The following is a 22,964-nucleotide window of genomic DNA, read 5'->3' as shown; positions in this document are numbered from 1 at the left end:
ATATATGACAACAATACTGTCAATAGATGTTAAGAAAGTTAACATGACAGATTAGTTACAAATGTGTCGGCTGATTTTGGTCATTGAATTCGACCAATCCTTTACCGTGTAATTGGCTCAACGCCAACATGAGCGCGACTTTTACGTGAGCATACGTCAGACCACCTTGAACGTACGCCGTGTACGGTGCCCGAAGCGGACCATCGGCAGACAGCTCGATGGAAGAACCCTGAATGAACGTCCCAGCTGCCATGATGACGTCATCTTCATAACCCGGCATATAGGCCGGCACCGGTAACGCATGGGCATTGACCGGCGATGCCATTTGGATGCTCTGACAAAACGCAATCATCTTGTCGCGGTCACGGAACGTCACCGACTGAATCAAGTCCGTTCGTAGAGTCGTATAGTGAGGATCTGTCTCGAATCCGATCAAAGACAATAGACTTGCCGTCAAATGGGCCCCTTTTAATGCCTGTGCGACTGTATGAGGTGCCATATAGAAGCCTTGATACATCTCTTGAAGCGAGTAGAGTGATGGTCCGGCTTCACTTCCGATACCTGGGGTCGTCATACGGAACGAACACCGTTCAATTAACTCTTTCGTACCAGCGATATAACCGCCCGTCTTCGCCAATCCACCGCCTGGGTTTTTGATGAGAGAACCAGCCATCAAGTCAGCCCCGACGTGCGTCGGTTCGATTGTCTCGACAAACTCACCGTAACAATTGTCCACGAACACATACACATGCGGATGTTCCGCTTTAATCCGTTCGATGGCCACTTTGATTTCATCGACTGGAATACTGCGACGATTCGCATACCCTTTCGATCGCTGAATCCCAACGAGTTTCGTCTCAGGACGAATCCGTTCGAGGACGCGGTCGATGTCGATTTCACGTTCCTCTTTTAATTCGACAGTATCGTAATGGACACCGAGTTCTTTTAACGAACCGCGACCATCGCCACGAATGCCGACAATCTCCTCAAGCGTGTCATACGGCTTCCCTGTGATATAGAGAAGCTCATCACCTGGTAGAAGGACACCAAACAAGGCAATCCCGATTGCATGGGTACCGGAGATGATTTGTGGTCGACATAGCGCGAGCTCGGCTCCAAACACATCCGCATAAATCGACTCGAGGGTGTCTCGACCGATATCGTCATACCCATATCCCGTCGTCGGATTAAAATGAAAATCTGATACTTTATGCTTTTTAAACGATTCTAAGACGCGATACTGGTTGAATTCAGCTGTTTCTTCTATCTTTTCGAAAAACGGTTTTACCCGCGCCTCCGCTTTTTTCACGAACGGCGCGAGTGCATCATAATGTGCAATCTTTTCTTGCCACATACTTACACCTCAAATTGTTTTAGCGTCGCGTATAGACGCGTGTCTTCTCTCATATAACCTACTAATTCGACAGAACCGTCATCTAAAAAGCTCTCTTCAAGACGATACATCGCCTCTTTGGCCGGGTGGTAATGTTCAAACGCCGTCACCGGGAGAATGACATGGACTCTTGTCAAAATGTCCGCAATCTTATCCTCGAGTGCTCCTGTCAACGTCACGATATCTTCCGATGCGATCGCCGAGATCAACAATGGTCCGCCGACGAAGTCTTCCGTGAGACGGTCTTTCTTATTATATACCTCGAGCTGAGGCACCTCACTCGCACCGAGTTCTTCCAATACCGCATTCGTCGTATCGATTTGATTCAGGTAGTGCGGGTTCGATGCATCGATGACGTGGAGGATCAAGTCGGCACCGACAACTTCTTCTAATGTCGAACGAAACGCCGCAACGAGTTTCGTCGGCAAGTCACGGATAAATCCGACCGTATCGGTGATCAGCACTTTCCCGCCTCGCGGAAGTTCGAGCTCGCGCGTCAACGGGTCGAGCGTCGCGAACAGTTCATCCTGCTCGTACGTGTCGGCATCGGTCAATCGGTTAAAGATTGTCGACTTCCCAGCATTCGTATACCCGACGAGCGCGACTTGGAATACGCGATTTTCTTTCCGGCGTTCTCGGTAACGTCCACGGTGTGCGACTGTCCCCTCGAGCTGTTTCGTGATTTCATCGATGCGTCGCTTGATGTGACGACGGTCCGATTCAAGCTTCGTTTCACCAGGACCACGCGTCCCGATTCCACCACCGAGTCGCGAGAGTTGCGTCCCTTGACCGATGAGACGTGGTAGCAAATAGTTCATCTGTGCGAGTTCGACCTGCAATTTCCCTTCCCGCGATTGCGCACGGCTCGCAAAGATGTCCAAGATGAGCTGGGTGCGATCAATCAATTTCATTTCATCCGGGTCGTTCAAGGCGATGCGAATGTTCTTCGACTGTGCCGGTGTCAACTCAGCGTTGAAAATCAATAAGTCCGGCTCGAACTGTTCGACGAGCATCGCGAGTTCCTCGATTTTCCCTTTCCCGATAAAGGTACGACGGTCGATTTGTTGACGCTTTTGGTCAAGTCTCGCAACGACTTCACCTTGCGCCGTGTCCACGAGTTCGACGAGCTCGCCCATCGACTGTTCATATGTCCAATCATCGATGTCAGGCAACTGACAACCGACAATGACAACTTTTTCACGTTCTATCATGTAATCCCTCATTCCATAAAGTCTCACCTTCCATCTTACCACGAATCAGCGTATAGAGAACGTCCGTTTGTGGTAGGATAAAGGAAGAAGGAGGCTCGACCATGACGAAACGAAGAAAAGACTATCCGCTCCCGGAATTTATTGAAACCTACCTCTATCATCTCGGCGCCAGCGGTCGTCAACCCTCGACGCTTAAGCGATATCGCTACGACTTGATTGACGTGCACAAATACTTTCACGACCATAATGTCGAACTGAACGAACCGACAGATTGGTTAGACGTTCCCCTTGAATCGTGGAAGACATTCGTGAATGACTTTTTAATCGAAGAGAAGCACTATCAACAGGCGACCGTCGCACGAATCGTCACGGTCATCAATAGCCTGACCCAATTTTTAAATCCGCTTCGTAAAAAGATGCTTGCCTATTCCCAACCGTCACATACGTTGACAGTCGACCAAGTCGCGCTCGAATCTGAATTCGACCGACTCGTTCAAACGATTCGTTCGACGAGAGGACTGAGTGAGAATCAGCTCCAAGCTCATCCTTATCTCGTCAATCGGAACGAACTGATTGTGACGCTTTTCTATAAATATGGATTGCGTGTCCATCACATCATCCGTTTGCGAATGAGCGACTTGCATCTGGCCGATCACACCTTCGACGTGTATGATCGTCTCGGAAACCGGTTCACGTTGAAGCTGTCACAGGAAGATCAATCATTGCTCATGAATTATCTAGCTGATATCCCAACGCCGGTGAGACCACGCTGGTACTCCGAAGATCCGGTCTTCGTCTCATTCGATTTCGCCCGGATGACGTTCCGCTGGGTGTATGCGAAGAATCAACCGAAGCAATTGACGATCGTCATGATTACGAAGATGATGCGGCAGCTAAACGAGCGGAGTGGACTCGCACGTTCCGTCACCCCATCGATGCTTCGAAACGCCCATGTGTTGAAGACATATGCTGGCGATATGACACCATCCGAGCGGATGAATATCACCTGTATGCATAAGGAATCTTCCCTCCGCCGGTATGAACAGGCGTATGAAGAGTTCGGAACTGAGTTATTTGAGTCAGACGAAAGACCCGCCCTCTCGTGAAGGGCGGGTCTTGGTCTGTACGATTTCAGGTTATCCAATGGTACGAAGACAACTTGATCCTTACCATCTATAGTCAATCGATTTCTAACCTTGAGGTTTATATAACTTCTCGACACTCATCAATGTATTGTTCTCAAAAGTCGCCTTATAGATATCCGGCATGTCGAGTTCTTTCCAAAACTCATATCCATACTGTTCATCAAAGTAATTCAAGATGAGAACCATGATATTTCCATGTGTGCCGAGCACCACTTTTTTCCCTTCGTACGTGCGGAGCAGTGATTGTAGAGCCTCTATTCCTCGAGATTGAGCCTGAACGTTCGACTCTCCCCCTTCCCATGCGAACGCAGGATTTTTCCAAACGGTCTCCATCGCGCTTGTAAAATCTTTAGCCGGTGCTAAAGTCAAGGTTCGCTCTCTCAAATCATCTATCACTACAACGTCCTGTCCAAGATAATCCGCGATACCTTGTACGGTTTGAACGGCTCGTTTATATGGACTCGACGTCACGATATCGATCCCCTCATCGATTAGAAGATTTGTAATTTCAGCAACATCATGCATTCCTCTTTCGGATAACGGTCTAGCAAATTCGTCTGGTGTATAGGTAGAATGTGCATGTCTGACAAAGTATATGGTTGTCATTCAGTAGTCCCCTTTTTAAATTACGTATCTCTTCTCGTCGTTGTTTACATACGATTTCCAGCCTCATCATAAGCTTTAGAATGATGGTTTAGCTGCAAAAATTCATGTCGCAACAACCCGTAGACGACATGATTGACGTAACGGTCATACAGCCACTCCGCATCTCGAATGACCCCTTCTTCTTTAAAGCCGAATCGTTCCGGAAGTGCCCGACTCTTCACATTCTCTGTCGCGACTCGGATTTCAATTTTATTTAGCTTCAAATCTTGAAACCCATACTCGATGATGGTTTCGAGCGCTTGACTCATGATGCCTTTCCCTTGAAACTCTTGTCCTAGCCAGTATCCGATTGTGCCACATTGGATACCACGATCGATTTCGTTAAATCCAATTGTTCCGGCAAGTGCTCCTTTATACATCAAAGCGAACGATTTTGGGCGCCCGCCCGTTTCAATCAACCCTTTGATTCGTCCCTCTATGTTCCGCTTCGAATCTTCCACCGTCTCAATATAGTCGAGCCAGCCAAGCCACTCTCGCAAATAAGGCTTCGATGCAATCGTCAGCTCGAATAGTTCGTCCGCATCGTCTGTATTGAACATTCTCAATGTAATATCGTCATTTAATTTATATTCAAGCATCTGGTTCCATCCTTATCATTCATTATTTTTTGAATTCACTTTCGTAAAGTAACCCACGTAATTGCTTTTTAACCACTAGTATCAAAGCTTGTTGAATCATTCCACTCTTCTATTATGACAATTTCACCCATATGATAAGTTTACAGAATTAATCAAATTTTGTATAATTATTTTTATATCATTTTATGAAGAGGTGAAAATGTGTAAAAAAGATTCGTCCAGCCCACCAAATTGAATAGATTCGGAGGAGATTTGTGATGAAATCGTTTTACACACTGCTCGTTAGCCAATGGCTCGCAAACATTGGCGATGTCCTGTACATCGTCGCGCTCATTGCCTTGCTGTATCAACAAACTGGGTCCGCTCTCATGGCTGCCAGCTTCCCGATTGCCGTGACTGCCGGTATGACGCTCAGCGGACTCTTTTTCGCCCGCATCCTCAGTCGCTACTCGCTCGGGAAAACGCTCGTCCTGTCACAACTGATGAAGACGATCACCCTTGTTCTCGTTCTCTTCACGGATTCGATTCTTATTCTCGGACTCGTCATGTGGATTGCATTTCTCGATGGATTCGCACGTCCGATTCAAGCCTCGTTCATCCCAAGTTTGGCGACGAATCGTCAACAAGCGAACAGCCTCGTTCAAGGTTCCAATCAGTTCATCCAACTCGCGATGTGGCCGCTCGGGACGATGCTCGTCTCTCTCTCGTCTAGCGCCTTTTCATTAATCGTTTCACTCGTTCTCTTCAGCCTTTCAACGGTTGTGACGATTTACTTCTATCAATCGCTTACGGAAGACATCGTCGATGATGGAACGGAGGAATCGATTACCTTACGCGATAGTCTTACTTATGTAAGAACGTCACCATTCGCTCGTCGTGTGACTTGGTTTGTGACGTATGAATCATTTGTCAGCACGCTTTGGATTTCAGCGTTGCTCCTCGTCTATCTCGAGCGACATCTGCAAGTCGATACAGGCTGGTGGGGAACGCTGAACGCATCATTTTTGATTAGTATGATTGCGGCGAGTGCCTATCTTTATCGGTCTCGTCGAGCACCCTCGCTACCTTCGACTGCCGTCTTATCCATTGTTGCCGCCATGTTGTTCGGCGTGACCGAGCATCTCGCGTTTGCGATTTTGGCGTTAGTGATTCAAGGGGCAGCCACACAAATGCGGATCATCCAGGCGAATACCGTCATTCAAGAACAGATCCCGACTGCGCGACTTCCCTATGTATATAGTGTGCAACAAACGGGATACGCCCTCGCATTCAGTGTGGGGAGTTTGCTGTTCGGTCTTCTTGCGGATGGACTACCGATCGATTCGGTTTACCTTCTCGGAGCACTTTTGACCCTTCCGTTGATTTGGATCGGACGATCGACTGAACAGTCTATGTTGACCGTATCATCTGTATAAACATAAGGCGCCTTCTCTAAGAGAGGGCGCCTTATGTATAGAACTTTCCACCGAAGTATATGGTTGGACTTCCTTTTCGATTACAATCGAGTGAAATCACAGATGCAACGGTCGGTTCCGAAAGCGTGATGATTTCTAAAACTGAGTTCAGACCGCTAATGCGATAGTGCGTGAAGATTGTTGAGTCGTCATGGATCACTTCCCAAAATGAGAAACGCGTCTGTTTCAAAAAGTCTACATATCCCGATTGCTCGAATCGCTTGATCTGCGTTCCTTCGAACTCATCTGTCGGTTCATCCATGATCCCATCCGCAAATGACTCTTGAATGACCTCCATATAGATGACATCTTCGAAACATAGTTTTACATTGATCACTTCTCGTAGCGAATAAACGCCATCCACTTCGACTCGTTCACGGAATGTCGTGTTTCGCTTCTTCAGGTGATCGAGTAACTTCACTTGAAAGGTCAGGCGACTCGATTCTAAATCATGCTGAAAATCAAACACGTGAACCATACCTTTATAGAAGAATAAGTTTTCAAACTTCATTGTCCCTTCCCCTTTTTGTCACTTTCGTATTGAAATACTCCGACGCCAAAACCTTGCTTTATATCTCCTAAAATAATCAGTGACATAATGCACGCTTCGGTCTCAATCATAAATCGAAATTCTTCTAATTCTTCTCTTGTCTCAATCATTGTAACCAATTGTAGCTGTTCACTTTCAGATACATTGGAAAGATTGCATGTCAACATATAGTCATTCGACCATATCCTTCTCCCATGATGTTCGATACTGTACTCACACTTTGTCTGTTCTGCCCATCCCTTGAAATCAGATAATAATCGATTATTCTTTAAAATTGACTGAAACGAAGTGACATCCAATATATGTAATAGTTGAGATAAGAACGCCGCTGCCGATTTCACTTTTGGTAACCCAAATTCCCTCCAGTTGCTATCCGACGGTAGGTTAAATAGAATTTCTTTCTTTAGAGAAAACGAATCAGGGTCATGAAACTCGCGACTGTAAGCACTTAGAAAATCAACTGTCGAGATGCGTCGTTTATCGAGATCGATCCGTGTCTGAGTTGAATAGATTTCACGACGATACGGATCATACAATAAGAAAAGTTTTTCCCCTATGTAAACGCCTAACGGCAAGGTCAAATCAATGTACCGAAGTCGTCCTAATTGTGAACTCGTGACCATCACGTCAAGTTCACAATAATCTGTGACTCGATATGAACCGGCTGGCAATCGACTTAAATAGCGATGTTTCAATGTGAACAAATCCATCGTCTGAAATGACTGAACATGTAAATGTTCGACGTTTGTTTCATCAAAGTTCAAACCAGATTCTCCTTTCTTGTAACGAATGAAGTAAATTGAACTAAATAATGTCGTATACTGAAAGAAATACATGATCGGAGTGATTCTCATGTCGAAGCTTTCACACGAAGAAACCCTCGAATTACTTAATACCCTCGAGTCTCGTTTCACTGAAAACGTTGAACGTCATCCTGACGCCGTCTGGTCAGACATATTGGAGCGTATTCAAATTGATCAGGACAAGTTGACCTCACTCGCCTTGATGGAAGAGACCAGCGGAGAACCAGACGTGATTCGTCTCCCTAACGGAGACCTCGCTTTTTGCGACTGTTCAGCCGAGAGTCCGAGCGGTCGACGAAGTCTCTGCTATGACGAACCAGCTCTTGAGGCACGTAAAAAGAATAAGCCTGCCGGAAGCGCGGTCGCCTTATCTGAACAGATGGGAATCAGCCTTCTCGATGAAGAAACCTACCGACACTTACAAACGCTCGGGGCATTCGACTTGAAAACGTCGAGTTGGATTCAGACACCGGATGTGATACGTCAACAAGGTGGCGCCCTGTTTTGCGACCGTCGTTATGATCACATCTTCGTCTACCATAACGGTGCAGATTCTTATTATGCCGCTCGAGGATTTAGAGGAATGATCACGATTTAAGCAAGGCATTGCGCTTTGCTTTTTTTATTACAAAAACCAACTCAAAACTTTTGGAATGTAGATGATGAAAAATAAACCGACAGGAATCAATGCGAAAAGCCTTAATATCCACGTATATTTACCCTTGAACTTCCTAAAGTAGAACAAAAACGCACCAAACGTAATCGCATTCGCTGTCAAATTCGGTTCTTCTATCTTGTTCTCCATCCATTGCATGAAAAAAACCTTCCATCCAGGAAAGGATTCGAGGGCGAACGACTCACTGAAACTTGGGGTAAGGTTGTATTTCAGCCTCACAAACCAGGCTCCTATATAAACAGAGATGAATAAGAGCGCGTAGCACATCAGTGCAACGTTCCACAATTTTTCTTTCCAACCCTCACTCCGAAAGTACAAGACATACATCACAACCAAGACACTAAAGATCACATTTATGACGAATAGTGGTGAAATCGTCAGGATCGAAAACGTCTCTCGATCTAACACCATCCCCACTTGAAATACCCCTTGCTGAAACATAGCCTTTCCTCATTTCTGATATGTACTGATTCAATCAAAATACGGTAATTGAAATATTAAGAAATGCGCTATATTTCGATTTACCCCATCTGTGCTCTATTTGAATATACTCGATTTCATAGACCAATCCACTAAAAAACTGCAGACAGATTGTCTGCAGTCCTCGTTTATGCTTGTAATGTCACATTCAACTCTTCCGCGACCGTCTTGAACGCTTCGAGTGCCCGTTCGAGGTCGTCTCGTGTATGCTCCGCTGTGACGATGGTCCGGATGCGTGCTTTCCCGCGCTCGACCGTCGGAAAGGCGATACTCTGTGCGAATACGCCATGTTCCTTCAACTTGTCTGAGAATGTATGCGCAAGCGTCTCTTCGCCGAGCATGACCGGTGTGATCGGTGTCGTCGCATGGCCGATATCGAAACCGAGGTCACGTAGACCGTTCTTGAAGAACTCCGTGTTCGCCCATAGCTTCTCGAACAACTCTTCTTCCTCTTTCATGACACGGATTGCTTCACGGTTCGCCGCTACGACTGCCGGTGGATGTGATGTCGAGAAGAGGAACGGGCGACCTTTGTGGATCAAGTAATCGCGTACGTCTTGTGAACAGGCGACATAGCCACCTAAGACACCGATTGCTTTTGAGAGCGTCCCGACCTGTAGCGCGACACGACCGTCCAATCCGAAATGGTTGACCGTTCCACGTCCGTTCTTCCCGAGGACGCCGGATGCGTGGGCATCATCGACCATGACCGCAGCGTCATACTTCTCTGCGAGTTCGACGATGGCAGGAAGCGGTGCGATGTTCCCATCCATCGAGAAGACGCCGTCCGTCACGACGAGGCGTGTGCGATAGTCCTGCGTTTCTTTCAACGCTTTCTCCAAATCTTCAAGGTCGACGTGCTTATAGATGCGACGTGCCGCTTTCGTGAGACGAATCCCATCGATGATTGATGCATGGTTGAGGGCGTCACTGATGACGACATCCTCCGGTCCGAGAAGTGCAGACAAGACCCCGAGGTTCGTCGCGAATCCTGATTGGAAGACGAGTGAGGCTTCCGTATGTTTGAACTCCGCGAGTTCGCGCTCGAACGCTTCGTGCATCTCGAACGTCCCGGCAATCGTACGGACCGACCCCGTTCCTGCCCCATACTGCTCGACTGCTTCAATCGCCGCCTGTTTCAGACGCGGGTGATTCGCGAGTCCGAGATAGTTGTTTGATGACAGCTGGACGAGTGACTTTCCATCGATTGTCACTTCATTCCCTTGTGCCGATTCGAGCGGGACGAGCTTACGGAACGTCCCCTGCTCTTTCATCTCATTGATTGCTTCTGTAATATGTTTAAATGCCATGTTGTTTCCCCCTTTAAGGTATTAAGACGACCTTTCCACATTTCCCTGCCCGCATGAGTTCGAACCCTTTTTCAAACTCTTCGAGCTTGAAGACGTGCGTGATGATTGGTTCGACGTTCAACTGACCCGTCGCAAGCATCGTCGAGACTTGACTCCACGTTTCATACATCTTACGTCCTGTGATTCCTTGGACGCGGACCCCTTTAAAGACGACGTCCCGTGTGAGATCAATGGCGACCGGACGAGCTGGGAGTGACAAGACGTTGACGTCCCCGCCTGCCGTGACCATCTTAAACGCTTGATCGATGGCAATCGGATGACCACTCATCTCGCAGACGACATCGATTCCGTCTCCGTCGGTCTCACGTTCAATCAATTCGAGCGGATTCTCTTCTAAACTGTTGATGACGACATCTGCCCCCATCTTTTCGGCAAGTTGTAAGCGATATGGATTGACGTCAATCGCATAGACACGACTCGCCCCTGCTGCTTTGGCGACACCGACTGCCATAAGTCCGATTGGTCCACAACCGACGATGGCGACCGATTTGGCAGACACATCACTCGCTAATACCGTATGAACCGCATTCCCGAGCGGTTCTTGAATCGATGCCAGTTTCGCTGGCATCGACTCCGGGTTCACCCATAGGTTCTCTTCGGGCATGACGACGTATTCTGCGAAGCAGCCTTGCGTGTCCACCCCGATGATTTTTGTGTTCTTACAGATGTGGTACTGCCCGCGCAAACATTGTTTACACTGATGACAGACGATATGCGTTTCAGCAGACACCGTCTGTCCGACTTTGATCCGCTTCGTCCCTTCTCCAAGCGCCACGACTTCCCCCGAAAATTCATGACCAAATACGTATGGTGGTTTGACGCGGCTCTGTGACCATTCATCCCACTCATAGATGTGGACATCGGTCCCGCAAATCGATGTCGCTTTGACTTGAATGAGCACTTCTCCAGGTCCTGGTGTCGGAACTGGTACGTCGACCAGTTTTGCCCCAAACCCGGCCGTGTGTTTTTGAATCGCTTTCATTACTGGTGTCGTTGATTCCGTCTCTTTGGTTGACACAAGTTGTTCCATTGAAAACGTCCCCCTCTTGTCTCTTATAATCGAACGATACGTTCTTTATCATCTTGTCATAAAATGACGAAACTGAGAAGATAGAACGTCCGATTTACACAAAAAAAGAGGAGCCATCCGCGCCGATGGCTCCTCTTCACAAGAATAGGACCTATGTCCCGACCGCTCATCGCGGCTCAATGATGAGCTTGATGGCAGTACGTTCCTCTCCGTCAATCATAATATCAGTAAAGGCCGGAATGCAAATCAAATCGAGACCGCTTGGCGCGACGAAGCCTCGGGCAATCGCGACGGCTTTAATGGACTGATTCAGTGCACCTGCCCCGATCGCCTGTATCTCACACGTTCCTTTTTCACGTAGCACACCCGCTAAAGCACCCGCAACGGAGTTAGGGTTCGATTTTGCCGAAACTTTGAGTACGTCCATTCTTGTTTCCCCCTCGGGTAGGTTGTTCAATCAAACCAGACGGTCTGATCATCTAGGTGTATTCGTTCGATTTTTGTCGCTCGTTTCGTCTGATCATCGATTGTAATGAAAACTCCATTAAGTTGTTCCCGTCCCTCGGCAACTTCAAACCGAACTGGGAGTTGTGTCATAAATTTTTTTAAAACAGTCGACGCATCCATTCCGAGTACCCCGTCTAGTGGACCGGTCATGCCGACGTCTGTAATGTAGGCCGTGCCGTTCAGTAGGACACGCTCGTCCGCTGTCTGCACGTGTGTATGTGTCCCGACAACGGCTTGAGCGCGACCGTCGAGATGATAGCCCATAGCGATTTTCTCGCTTGTCGCCTCAGCATGGACATCCACAAAAATCGCATCGACCTCATCGCGCACTTCTTCGACGAGACGGTCGACGGTACGGAACGGACAGTCAAGAGACGGCAAGAAGACATTTCCCATGACATTGATCACGGCCAATTTCTTCCCATTTTGTTTCAACTTCATCATGCCAACCCCAGGTGTCCCGTCCGGATAGTTGGCCGGACGGACGATCCGGTCGGCGTCGTCGATCCAATCAAAGATGTCACGGTTGTCCCACGTGTGGTTTCCCATCGTTACCCCATGAAAGCCGAGCTCCAAAAACTGTTGGTAAATCTTTTTCGTAAGACCACGTCCATTTGCTGCGTTCTCGCCATTGACGAGCATGAACGTCGGGTTGTATTTGTCTTTCAAGCGTCCGATTTGTTTCGTCAATATATCACGACCGGGTTTCCCGACCACATCACCGATAAATAAAATTTTCATATAAAGTCCTCCCTCAAACAGAAAAAGCGGAGAAATTCTCCGCTTCGTTTACTTCGCATAATCGACGGAACGTGTTTCACGAATGACCGTCACTTTGATTTGTCCAGGATAATCGAGTTCATCCTCGATCCGCTTACAAATATCGCGTGCCATCTTACCGGCGACGACATCGTCGACGACATCAGGGCGAACGATAATTCGAACTTCACGTCCTGCTTGAATCGCATACGATTTCTCGACACCTTCGAATGACTCACAGATTGATTCGAGTCGCTCAAGACGACGGATGTAGCTTTCAAGCGTCTCTTGGCGAGCTCCAGGACGCGCTGCTGACAAGGCATCAGCCGCTGCGACTAGTACTGCAATCGTCGATGTCGCCTCGACGTCCCCGTGGTGGGAAGCGATCGAATTGATGACGACCGGATGTTCTTTGTATTTCGTCGCAAGCTCTACTCCGATTTCAACGTGACTACCTTCGACTTCATGGTCGATCGCTTTTCCGATATCGTGCAAGAGTCCGGCCCGTTTCGCGAGCGTGACGTCTTCCCCGAGTTCGGCTGCCATCATCCCGGCAAGGTGTGCCACCTCAACCGAGTGAGACAAGACGTTCTGACCATAACTCGTACGATAGCGCATGCGACCGAGCGTCTTGACGAGGTCTGGATGGAGTCCGTGAATTCCCGCTTCAAACGTGGCTTCCTCACCGTATTCACGAATGCGTTCATCCACTTCACGGCGAGACTTCTCTACCATCTCTTCAATTCGAGCCGGATGAATCCGACCGTCTTGAACGAGTTTTTCAAGCGTCATCTTCGCGATTTCACGACGAACTGGGTCAAAACCTGACAAGATGACGGCTTCTGGTGTGTCATCGATGATGAGGTCAATCCCAGTCAACGTTTCGAGCGTTCGGATGTTGCGTCCTTCGCGCCCGATGATGCGACCTTTCATCTCATCACTCGGTAAGTTGACAACAGATACCGTTGTTTCGGCGACATGTTCAGCAGCATATCGTTGCATCGTGAGAGATAAGAGGTGTTTCGCTTTTTTATCCGCTTCTTGTTTTGCTTTTTGCTCGATTTCTTTTTGAAGGAGAGCAGCATCGTGAAGCGCTTCCTGCTTCGCTTCGTCCATGATGATGGTACGTGCTTCATCTTTCGAGAGGGATGCCACGCGTACAAGTTCTTGGCGTGCCTCTTCGTATAACTCCTCCACTTTGCTTTCGAGCATTTCTGCTTCACGCTTGCGTTTTTCGAGTCCTCGTTCCTGTTCATCTAGCGAGTCTTCTTTCCGCTCGAGCATGTCTGCTTTGCGGTCAAGAAGCTCTTCCTTTTGAACGAGGCGATTCTCTTTCACTTTCTGTTCTTCGCGACGTTCACGCAATTCTTGTTCCGTCTCATTACGAAGTTGAATCATCTCTTCTTTTACTTCAAGCCGTGCTTCTTTTTGCATCGCTTCCGATTGTTGTTTTGCTTGCTCTACAATCTTAGTCGCTTCCGTCTCGGCACCTTGAATCTTCGCTTCGGCGATCGATTTACGCACAAAAAAACCTGCAACAAAAGCTATCGGCAAAAGGAGGATCAGAATAAGCCAGTATAGCCATTCCATCATGTTCACCTCCCTTTCGCAAGGTTATTTTATTTTTTTAATAAGTGAGATACACGGGCAAGCCCGCGCATAACTTTATTGTACTTATTTAATAGGGAGAATGCAATGCACGGACAGGATAGAACTACCAATTGCCTAAAAAATTATACTAAAAAAATCTCACTCGAAAGAATTCGAGTGAGACGATGTGCTTATTCGTCATCGAGAAGTGAGAGGACTTCGTCGTCTTCGCCTTCGACCGTGACCGTTTTTTCTCCGTTCAATCCGTAGTGATCTCGAATCTGTTGTTCGACCTCAGCTGCGATCGCTGGATTTTCTTTCATGTATTGCTTGGCGTTTTCACGACCTTGACCAAGACGTTCTTCATTGAACGAGTACCAAGCTCCGCTCTTTTGAACGATGTCGAGGTCTGCACCGATATCGATGAGTTCCCCTTCACGCGAGATCCCCTCACCGTACATGATATCGACTTCCGCTGTTTTGAACGGAGGTGCAATCTTGTTTTTTACAATCTTGATCTTCGTACGGTTCCCGACCATATCTTGACCTTGTTTAAGTGTCTCCGCACGACGAACTTCAAGACGTACAGAAGAGTAGAATTTCAAGGCACGGCCCCCTGGAGTCGTTTCCGGGTTACCGAACATGATCCCGATCTTCTCGCGGATTTGGTTGATGAAGATGACAATCGTTTTCGACTTGTTCGTCGCACCAGACAACTTACGAAGTGCTTGAGACATCAAACGGGCTTGAAGACCGACGTGCGAGTCTCCCATTTCCCCTTCGATTTCGGCTTTCGGTACGAGTGCCGCAACCGAGTCGACGACGAGGATATCAACTGCTCCCGAGCGAACGAGCGCTTCAGCGATTTCGAGCGCTTGCTCCCCAGTATCCGGCTGTGAAAGGAGCAACTCATCGATGTTGACCCCAAGATTTTTAGCATACTTCGGATCGAGTGCGTGCTCGGCGTCAACGAATGCTGCTTGACCGCCACGCTTTTGGACTTCTGCAATCGCATGAAGGGCGACCGTCGTCTTACCTGAAGATTCTGGTCCGTATACTTCGATGACACGACCGCGTGGATATCCACCCGCACCGAGCGCGACGTCGAGGGCGATTGACCCTGAAGGGATGACCGATACTTGTTGGTCTGTATTTTCACCAAGGCGCATGATTGAGCCTTTACCGAATTGTTTTTCAATCTGGCGCAATGCCATTTCTAACGCTTGTTTACGATCACTCATAGGTAAATGAGCCTCCTTTAATTGATACTCTTATTATACGTGAACACTGTACGATACACAAGTTTTTTACGAACATTTATTCGCCTTTTTTGATTCGTTGAATGAGGGCCCATAATCCGTCCTTCGCGGCTCGCATGCGGATGATATTCCGTTCTTGATGGGGATACGTCCGCTCGATGACCTCTATTCCGTTTGGTGTTTTCACTCCGATATAGACCGTACCAATTGGACGACCCGAATTCGATGTCGGTCCTGCCTCTCCCGTGAAAGAGAGGGCATAGTCGGCATGGGTGGTCTTTGACAATCCGTCCACCATCTCATAGGCAACTTCTTTTGAGACGACTGAGTGCTGTTCAATTGTATCAAGCGAGACACCTAAATACCTATTTTTTAGCTCATCCGAATAGGTCACGACTCCACCTAGAAAGACGACTGAAGCGCCAGGTGTTGATGTAACCATCGATTGTACCTCACCGCCGGTCAACGACTCAGCAACAGCGAACGTACGATTCAATCTAGACAATGATTGGACAAGATGTGATGCAATTGTTTCATCGTCAGAGCCGAAGTAGTACGAACCGACCCGTTTCATAATCTCAGTCTTCACTTCTTGAATCATCTGACGCGCGGTCACCTCGTCCGTCGCACGGGCACTGATCCGAAGTCTTGCCTCTCCCGTCTCGGCGTAGGGGGCAACGGTCGGATTCGAGCCGTCCAATAAGTCCTTCACGGCATCGTCGAGAGCGGATTCCCCAATCTCATAAAACCGTAATGATTCTGAGACGAGCGTCGCTCCTGATAGTTTCTGCGGAAACGTCGCCTCGACCAAAGCTTTCATTTCACGTGGCACACCCGGTAAAAGCAACCATGTCGTATCTCCGGCGATCCACATGCCCGGGGCAAGCCCGACCGGATTTGGTAATACGTCTGCTCCGCTGAGCACGTCGGCTTGGCGAGCGTCCCCATCGTTCATCAATCGATTTCGTGACACGAGGAAACGTTGAATCGTCTCATACGCTTCCTCATCTCGCACAATCGGACGTTCGAGTAAGTCGGAAAGGACCGTCTTTGTGACATCATCCGCCGTCGGCCCGAGCCCACCCGTGACGATGACAAAGTCAGAACGACGACGGGCGATTTCAAATGTCTCTCGCATTCGTGCCGCGTTATCCCCGACAACTTGATGATACAAGACCGGCACACCGTACTTCGACAGTTGTTCTGATATGTAACTCGCATTCGTATTGACGATTTCCCCTAAGAGCAACTCACTTCCTACCGCAATGATTTCGGCTCGTTTCATCGTATTTCCTCCTCGACTTCAAAAAAAAGACGAGCTAGATCAACCAACTCGTCTCTGTCGACTCACATCGACTTCACAATAATCTTATAGTTTTGTGCGAAATATTCGGCGCCAGAATAAATTGTAAGCACGAGCGCCAACCACATCGCCCATTCGCCAAACGGAATCCCGACATAGCTAAAGATCGGGTTACCGAACAGTAAGAAGATGATGGCAAAGAGCTGCACCCACGTCTTCGCTTTTCCAGACTTCCCGGCCGCGACGACGATCCCTTCATCGGCAGCGACGAGGCGTAAGCCAGTGACCGCAAATTCACGCGATAGAATCACGACGACGACCCACGCCGCGACGAGATCCATCTCAACGAGCAACACAAGTGCTGCCGTGACGAGCAGTTTATCTGCGAGCGGGTCCATAAATTTACCAAAGTTCGTGACCAGGTTATGCTTACGGGCCAAATGTCCGTCTAACCAGTCCGTGATGGCCGCAATCGTAAATATCACACCAGCGATAAATTGGTGCATCGGGATTTCAGCGCCTAGAAAAGCGATGTTTCCCCAATCAAAATCAACAGCGAGTAAGACGACGAATACGGGGATCAAGACCACGCGTAGCATCGTCAATCGGTTAGGTAGGTTCATATAGAACGCCTCCTCTTAGAAGGAGAGTCGACTTATTCGGCGTCGACTCTCTTTACAAAAATATTTTGTGTGACCGGAGACTCTTGAAGCTCGAGCTCACGACCGTTGACGACGATTTTCTCAACGCCTGCGATGAGTCCGATTCGAATACGCAATGTGTCCGTCTCGGCATCTTCAATGACAATCGGATTCTGTTTCGACTGGTTCGGATACTCCGGTGCGAGGAATGCTCCCTCTAACGATGTGTCACGAACACCTACGTAAGAGGCAGGTGACTCCTTCACATAAATCTCGGTCGACAGTTTCTCGTTCGTCGCGAGTTCATAAGTGATGTCCGCCCCGTTTGACTCCTTCACCGCAATCGGACCAGATTCCGCTGGCGGTTCTTCTTCAGCCGGCTCCTCGTCAGCCGGTTCTTCCTCGGCCGGTTCATCAGTCGGGACATCCTCATTCTGGTCGACCGTGACGCCAGAACTTGGCGGTTCGGCAGGACTTGCATCCTGACCACCGAAGTCGATGCTTCTCACAGCGAAATAAATCGCGGTGATGAGCAAGAAGACCGTGAGAACGAGGAGAACTTTTGGAACCCATCTCGAGACCCGACTCGTCGACTCGGAAGCCTTCGAATATGTTTTCTTTCGAGAAAGTTGAACGGACGGCTGTGCCTCGATGACCGGTAAATCTTTTGCATACGTCTCATATAATTCATCCACATCTAGACCGAGCGACTCCGCATACGTCTTAATGAACGCCCGTGCATAGAAAGAGCCAGGGAGATTTTTGTAATCACCTTCCTCGATCGCGATGATATAGCGCTTTTGAATCTTCGTCGTCTGCTGGATTTGGTCGAGCGTCAATCCGCTCTCCTCACGCTTTTGTTTCAAAAAAGTCCCTAGTTCTGTCACAGGGGTCCACACCTTCCATTCACATAATTATTCAAACCATTCTGACTCACGATGTGTTTCTTGTGGGATGATGATCGTTTCATCCGGATTGTTTCTCAACTCAATAATATAATCAAAGTCTTCATACACGCAATCGGTGTTTCGGACATACAGGTCAGGGTGTTCGATAACTTTCACGGCCGGCAACCGCATGACTTCACGGATGAGCTGGCGATGTCGTTCATCCATCGTTCGAGTGGAGACGGCACCATCGATTATGTATACGTGATCGCCTTCCCGTTCTTCTTCAAATAATGAGGTCCGAACGGTCTGTTTCATCAGTGTCGAGGAAAGAAACAACCAACGTTTATTCGCACACACACTCGCTGCGACGATGGACTCCGTCTTTCCGACGCGTGGATTACCGCGTACGCCGATCAACAAATGGCGTTCTTCCTTCATCAGTTCCGCAACGAAATCGACGAGAATGCCCAAGTCTTCACGGACGAAGCGAAACGTTTTTTGTCATCACTATCATGGTCGATATAGCGACCGTGACGGATCGCAATCCGGTCCCGTAACTTCGGACGACGCAACTTGATGACGGCAATGGCTTCCATCCGCTTTAAAATATGCTCGAGTCGATGCACATGATCGGCGGCTGGTGCTTTGAGCAACATCCCCCGTCGCTGCAAATCGACCCCATTGATGGTGACGATGGAGATTTGAAGCATCCCCATGAGAGACGCGATGTCTCCCAGGATACCCGGTCGATTCTGACACAATTCATATTCGAGATACCACTCTTCGAATTTATGTTCCATCCCCAACCATCCTTTCGAGCGAGTTCGCTACCTTGCCTATTTTAAATTATTTTAGAAGAATTGAAAAGAACAGGTTTATCTACATGGATCGGATCATTGCCAACCGCCGTCGATGCGTAACACCGTGCCCGTCATATACGAGGCGTCCGGTGAACACAAGAAACGGATGGTGTTGGCCACGTCCTTTGCCGCACCGAGACGTCCTAGTGGAATGTCGTCGAGCACGGATTGTTTCGACTCTTCTACCGTATCATTCATTGGCGTATCAATCCACCCCGGTGTCACCGCATTGATTCGAACATTGAACGGGCCAGCCTCTCGAGCGAACGCTTTGACGAAGCCGAGCTGTGCCGCTTTGACGGTGGAATAAAACACCTCAGCCGCCGCACCGACCTCTCCCCATACACTTGAGACGATCACGATATCCAGATGATGATTGTAAGGCTTGCTCGCAACGACGGACTGGATGAGTCGGATCATCGCTCGAACATGTACATCATATAGCCGGTCGAGCTCGTCCATTGACTGGTCGACGACGAGACCATGGAGCGCATGTCCTGCCACGTATACCATTCGATCGACATCTGGCATATCCTGTACCCATGACTCAACAGCTTCACGGTCCGTTAGGTCACAAGGGAGCAGTGTTGCCGATAGATTTTCATCATCAATCAAATGACGAAGTCTTTCACGACCATCGTTCGCATGCAAAATTAGTTCATCTTCACGAAAAGCGAGCGAGACGGCACGTCCGATGGCACCGCTCGCTCCAACAATCAATGTCTTCATGGTTTTTTGACGACGCACACCGTTCGTTGTTCACGGCGGAACAAGCGCTCGTATGCTTCGTATAGTTCATCGAGCGTGATGGCATCAATCAAAGTCGGGATTTCAAACAAGTTCCCATCATTGAGCGCATAGCGGGAGAACTGATTGGCGATGAACTCAGGTGAGTTCAATGCTTTCAAGAACTGTCCTTGCATCATGCGTTTCTTCCGGTCGAGCGTCTCTTGACTCAACTGAAGTGGACGTTCTAACGCCTCCGTCACACGGCTGACAAACGCATCCACTTCCGACGTCTCCATCGACAAGGCGGCAAAAGCGAACGTCTCCTCTGACGTATAGTCAAACGAGAAGGCATCGTCAATCAATCCTTCAGCATAAAGTTCTGTATAAAGAGGTGCTGTCGTGTCGAAGAGCGCATGCATGAGCAGTTCTACTGTCAATTCTTGCTTCAGACCCGCTTCCCCAGCTTGCGGTATGTCCTTATACCCAATCATGACTTTCGGTACAGAGACGTCCATCTCGATGACCCGTTCTGACAGACGAACCGTGGTCGGCTCATCTACTGTCTCGCGAGCACTCAATCGTGGCGTTTCAAAAGATTTAGCTGCTTGATTATCTCGAATCAAGGCAAGCATCTCATCCGGTTCGATATTCCCGACGACGAACAATGCCATGTTGCTCGGATGATAGAACGCTTGATGACAGGTGTACAAGTCTTCCGCCGTGATCTTTGAAATCGATTCGATCGTACCTGCGATATCAATTTTGACGGGATGTGTCTCGTACATCGCCTCAATTAAACCAAAATACAAACGCCACCCCGGATTGTCTTGGTACATTTGAATTTCTTGACCGATGATTCCTTTCTCTTTCTCGACCGACTCTTTCGTGAAATAAGGGGTCTGGACGAAATCGAGCAGCGTCTGTACGTTTTCCGAGATCTTGGACGTGGCACCGAACAAATAAGCCGTCCGTGTGAATGACGTGAAAGCGTTCGCTGACGCTCCTTGACGACCAAATTGTTGGAAGACGTCACCATCTTCTTTCTCGAACATCTTATGTTCTAAGAAATGCGCGATACCATCGGGAACCTCGACCCAGTCTTCTAGTTTAAAGCGTCGGTCAATCGATCCATATTTGGTCGTGAACGTCGCGAATGTTTTTTCATATCCAGTCTTTTTCAATAAGTAAACGGAGAGGCCATTGTCGAGAACGTGATGATGTAACGTCTCTCCGACGTTAGGAAAGTCTAGTTTCATGCTTCTCCTCCTTTCAAGCAATAAACCGCTTCGAGTACCATTTCTTTCGCAAGCGCGACGACATGATCTCGCGTCGTGTTCTCAATGATCGCCATCTCTTCGTCTAACGAGAACGGACGAACGTCTGCCCCACTCATCCAAGCAATCAATTGACGTGGACTGTCTCCAAGTTGACGACGTTGATGGAACAACAACTCTTTCGTCTGTTGCAACGTCTCATCCTCAAACTCGCCCGCTTGTAAAGCGTTCAATTGCTCTTCGATGATCTGTTCGGTCTTTTGTTGGTTCGACGCATCGATACCGGCATAGACGAACAACTTCCGACTGAGGGAACTATATTGTGAGGCGGCATAGTACGCCAAGCTCTCCTTTTCACGCACGTTCATGAACAGCTTCGAGTGAGGGAATCCACCGAACAGTCCATTCACGACCTGCATGCGAATCGCCGCATCCGTTCGTGGGTCGACATCAAGCGAATAGGCGAGATGGAGCTTGCTTTGTTTAATGTCTTGATGTTCTTCTAAACGCTTGAACTCTCCTCGACTCGCTTCCGGTAACAGGCGTGGTCGACGTGTCCCAAGAGATTCCAACGGATTGAAAGCCTGTTCGACTTGCTCACGATTGACATCCCCGACGACATAGATGTCGACACGGTCATGTTGAATCATCGATTGATATGCCTCGTACAATGATTTCGGTGTGACATGGTCGAGTTGCTCGAGCGTACCGAGTGACGGAATCGCAAGTTCTCCTCCGAGCATTTCTTGGAGACGCTGTTGGGCGAAACGCATTTTGTCATCATAGACCGATTCGATACGCTGACGTTGCAATCGACGTTCCTGCTCGACGATGAGTGGTTGGAACGCCCCATCGTATGCGTTCGGACGAAGGAGAACGTCTTCGAGCAACTCGATTGCTTGACTCAATACGTCTTCCCCGACAAGATGATCGTTGACGACTTCGAGTTGGAATTGGATGACATGCTCCTTTCCGATCTTAGATGCACCAGCATATAAGTTTGTGTCATACAACTCCTCTAGCGGTGTGTGAAATAATTCAATGGACGGATACGTCGCCGTCGATTTCTCCATGATGAACGGGAGCAATGCCCGATCTGCGACCGTCTCCGCCGATAATGGAGCGGCGAATGACACGAGACAAGTCGTCGTTTTAAATTTCTTGGTCGGATAGACCGAGTAGTGCAATTGATGTTGGAACTGAACGATACCTTTCATCTGCCGATCACTCCTTTTTTCGTTTTGGTTGAAACACGGCAGCGCCGCGTGCATATTCTTGATCCGGCACCCCTGCCACGACGTTCGCGTAACGGGCAACCGTAAATAAATAATCACTCAAGCGGTTAAAGTAAGGCAACTGCCGGTCAGCGACACCGAGAGCCGCTAAGTCACGCTCGACCCGGCGACAGACGGCGCGAGCCACATGTAAGCTAGCTGCGGCAACACTGCCGCCCGGAAGGATGAAGCGCACAAGTTCCGGACAGGACTCCTCCCACTCATCCATCCATCGTTCAAGCTCCGTCACAATCGACAAATCGACCATTTTTGGCGGTGCCTCAGCATACATCAGTTCCGATCCAAGGTCGAACAAGTCGTGCTGAATCTTCGTCAGCTGTGTCCGGAGCGTCTCATCCTCTTGATGCGCGATGGCGAGTCCAATCTGACTGTTCAACTCATCGAGATGACCCATCGCTTCAATCTGAGGATGGGATTTCTCGACACGACTACCGATTAATGATGTTTCACCCTTGTCGCCCGTTCGTGTATAACGTTTCATTCGACTCCCCCCTTAAAATG

General features: G+C 48.6%; 23 protein-coding genes and 1 pseudogene. 3 read left to right on the top strand and 21 right to left on the bottom strand.

Annotation, left to right across the window (positions count from 1 at the left end):
• Nucleotides 1–55 precede the first annotated feature (55 nt).
• Both KD909_RS06635 and hflX read right to left on the bottom strand, forming a co-directional pair.
• On the bottom strand, nt 56–1,354 hold the full coding sequence (locus KD909_RS06635) for a methionine gamma-lyase family protein (protein ID WP_211782730.1): 1,299 nt from the start codon (nt 1,352–1,354) through the stop codon (nt 56–58).
• Nucleotides 1,355–1,356: 2 nt separating this feature from the next.
• A complete protein-coding gene (gene hflX, locus KD909_RS06630; protein ID WP_211782729.1) occupies nt 1,357–2,604 on the bottom strand; it encodes a GTPase HflX in 1,248 nt (415 codons plus the stop codon).
• 101 nt (nt 2,605–2,705) lie between these two features.
• Here hflX and KD909_RS06625 point away from each other — a divergent pair, with 101 nt between their 5' ends.
• Complete coding sequence (locus tag KD909_RS06625; protein WP_211782728.1) at nt 2,706–3,710, top strand: tyrosine-type recombinase/integrase; 1,005 nt, start codon at nt 2,706–2,708, stop codon at nt 3,708–3,710.
• Between the two features lie 84 nt (nt 3,711–3,794).
• Here the strand turns inward: KD909_RS06625 and KD909_RS06620 are convergent, their stop codons facing one another.
• Nucleotides 3,795–4,355 carry a histidine phosphatase family protein gene (locus tag KD909_RS06620; protein WP_211782727.1) on the bottom strand — a complete coding sequence of 187 codons (561 nt, stop codon included), beginning with the start codon at nt 4,353–4,355 and terminating at the stop codon, nt 3,795–3,797.
• A 44-nt stretch (nt 4,356–4,399) separates the two neighbouring features.
• Nucleotides 4,400–4,993, bottom strand: coding sequence for a GNAT family N-acetyltransferase (locus KD909_RS06615; protein WP_211782726.1), 594 nt, complete (start codon nt 4,991–4,993; stop codon nt 4,400–4,402).
• Between the two features lie 257 nt (nt 4,994–5,250).
• Here KD909_RS06615 and KD909_RS06610 point away from each other — a divergent pair, with 257 nt between their 5' ends.
• Nucleotides 5,251–6,408 carry an MFS transporter gene (locus KD909_RS06610; protein WP_211782725.1) on the top strand — a complete coding sequence of 386 codons (1,158 nt, stop codon included), beginning with the start codon at nt 5,251–5,253 and terminating at the stop codon, nt 6,406–6,408.
• Between the two features lie 31 nt (nt 6,409–6,439).
• On the opposite strand, the gene KD909_RS06605 is transcribed toward KD909_RS06610, so the two are convergent.
• Nucleotides 6,440–6,958 (bottom strand): hypothetical protein, encoded by a 519-nt coding sequence (locus KD909_RS06605; protein WP_211782724.1) that lies wholly within the window; start codon nt 6,956–6,958, stop codon nt 6,440–6,442.
• On the bottom strand, nt 6,955–7,761 hold the full coding sequence (locus tag KD909_RS06600; RefSeq protein ID WP_211782723.1) for a hypothetical protein: 807 nt from the start codon (nt 7,759–7,761) through the stop codon (nt 6,955–6,957). The genes KD909_RS06605 and KD909_RS06600 overlap by 4 nt, the downstream gene beginning before the upstream one ends.
• A gap of 88 nt (nt 7,762–7,849) precedes the next feature.
• On the opposite strand from KD909_RS06600, the gene KD909_RS06595 reads away from it, so the two are divergent.
• Nucleotides 7,850–8,398, top strand: a complete 549-nt coding sequence (locus KD909_RS06595) for a DUF4256 domain-containing protein (protein WP_211782722.1) — start codon at nt 7,850–7,852, stop codon at nt 8,396–8,398.
• 27 nt (nt 8,399–8,425) lie between these two features.
• Here the strand turns inward: KD909_RS06595 and KD909_RS06590 are convergent, their stop codons facing one another.
• From KD909_RS06590 to KD909_RS06520, 15 genes and pseudogenes are all read right to left on the bottom strand, one after another.
• On the bottom strand, nt 8,426–8,917 hold the full coding sequence (locus KD909_RS06590; RefSeq protein WP_211782721.1) for a hypothetical protein: 492 nt from the start codon (nt 8,915–8,917) through the stop codon (nt 8,426–8,428).
• Between the two features lie 167 nt (nt 8,918–9,084).
• Nucleotides 9,085–10,266 carry a glycine C-acetyltransferase gene (locus KD909_RS06585; protein WP_211782720.1) on the bottom strand — a complete coding sequence of 394 codons (1,182 nt, stop codon included), beginning with the start codon at nt 10,264–10,266 and terminating at the stop codon, nt 9,085–9,087.
• Nucleotides 10,267–10,279: 13 nt separating this feature from the next.
• On the bottom strand, nt 10,280–11,356 hold the full coding sequence (gene tdh, locus KD909_RS06580; protein WP_211782719.1) for an L-threonine 3-dehydrogenase: 1,077 nt from the start codon (nt 11,354–11,356) through the stop codon (nt 10,280–10,282).
• A gap of 166 nt (nt 11,357–11,522) precedes the next feature.
• Nucleotides 11,523–11,783: a stage V sporulation protein S gene (locus KD909_RS06575; protein WP_012726477.1), complete on the bottom strand. Its 261-nt coding sequence runs from the start codon at nt 11,781–11,783 to the stop codon at nt 11,523–11,525.
• A 26-nt stretch (nt 11,784–11,809) separates the two neighbouring features.
• Nucleotides 11,810–12,604 carry a TIGR00282 family metallophosphoesterase gene (locus tag KD909_RS06570; protein WP_211782718.1) on the bottom strand — a complete coding sequence of 265 codons (795 nt, stop codon included), beginning with the start codon at nt 12,602–12,604 and terminating at the stop codon, nt 11,810–11,812.
• Between the two features lie 48 nt (nt 12,605–12,652).
• Nucleotides 12,653–14,215, bottom strand: a complete 1,563-nt coding sequence (gene rny / locus KD909_RS06565) for a ribonuclease Y (RefSeq protein ID WP_012726479.1) — start codon at nt 14,213–14,215, stop codon at nt 12,653–12,655.
• A gap of 188 nt (nt 14,216–14,403) precedes the next feature.
• The gene (gene recA / locus KD909_RS06560) at nt 14,404–15,453 is read right to left on the bottom strand and encodes a recombinase RecA (protein ID WP_012726480.1); all 1,050 of its coding nucleotides are present in this window, start codon (nt 15,451–15,453) and stop codon (nt 14,404–14,406) included.
• A gap of 76 nt (nt 15,454–15,529) precedes the next feature.
• Nucleotides 15,530–16,756, bottom strand: coding sequence for a competence/damage-inducible protein A (locus KD909_RS06555; protein WP_211782717.1), 1,227 nt, complete (start codon nt 16,754–16,756; stop codon nt 15,530–15,532).
• A gap of 62 nt (nt 16,757–16,818) precedes the next feature.
• Nucleotides 16,819–17,397 carry a CDP-diacylglycerol--glycerol-3-phosphate 3-phosphatidyltransferase gene (gene pgsA, locus KD909_RS06550; protein ID WP_012726482.1) on the bottom strand — a complete coding sequence of 193 codons (579 nt, stop codon included), beginning with the start codon at nt 17,395–17,397 and terminating at the stop codon, nt 16,819–16,821.
• 32 nt (nt 17,398–17,429) lie between these two features.
• Nucleotides 17,430–18,302: a helix-turn-helix domain-containing protein gene (locus KD909_RS06545; RefSeq protein WP_211782716.1), complete on the bottom strand. Its 873-nt coding sequence runs from the start codon at nt 18,300–18,302 to the stop codon at nt 17,430–17,432.
• A 27-nt stretch (nt 18,303–18,329) separates the two neighbouring features.
• A pseudogene (locus KD909_RS06540) lies at nt 18,330–19,105 on the bottom strand (YmfK family protein).
• Nucleotides 19,106–19,198: 93 nt separating this feature from the next.
• Nucleotides 19,199–19,894, bottom strand: a complete 696-nt coding sequence (gene ymfI, locus KD909_RS06535; protein WP_012726485.1) for an elongation factor P 5-aminopentanone reductase — start codon at nt 19,892–19,894, stop codon at nt 19,199–19,201.
• Nucleotides 19,891–21,150: an EF-P 5-aminopentanol modification-associated protein YfmH gene (yfmH, locus tag KD909_RS06530; RefSeq protein WP_012726486.1), complete on the bottom strand. Its 1,260-nt coding sequence runs from the start codon at nt 21,148–21,150 to the stop codon at nt 19,891–19,893. The genes ymfI and yfmH overlap by 4 nt, the downstream gene beginning before the upstream one ends.
• Nucleotides 21,147–22,385, bottom strand: coding sequence for an EF-P 5-aminopentanol modification-associated protein YfmF (yfmF, locus tag KD909_RS06525; RefSeq protein ID WP_047795230.1), 1,239 nt, complete (start codon nt 22,383–22,385; stop codon nt 21,147–21,149). The genes yfmH and yfmF overlap by 4 nt, the downstream gene beginning before the upstream one ends.
• Before the next feature lie 7 nt (nt 22,386–22,392).
• Entirely contained in the window at nt 22,393–22,944 is a 552-nt protein-coding gene (locus KD909_RS06520) for a cob(I)yrinic acid a,c-diamide adenosyltransferase (protein ID WP_047795229.1), read from the bottom strand.
• Nucleotides 22,945–22,964 lie beyond the last annotated feature (20 nt).

Source organism: Exiguobacterium sp. PFWT01, assembly GCF_018255795.1.
Lineage (GTDB): Bacteria > Bacillota > Bacilli > Exiguobacteriales > Exiguobacteriaceae > Exiguobacterium.
The sequence above is the reverse complement of the archived record's forward strand: the minus strand, read 5'-3'. Positions and strand labels throughout refer to the sequence as shown.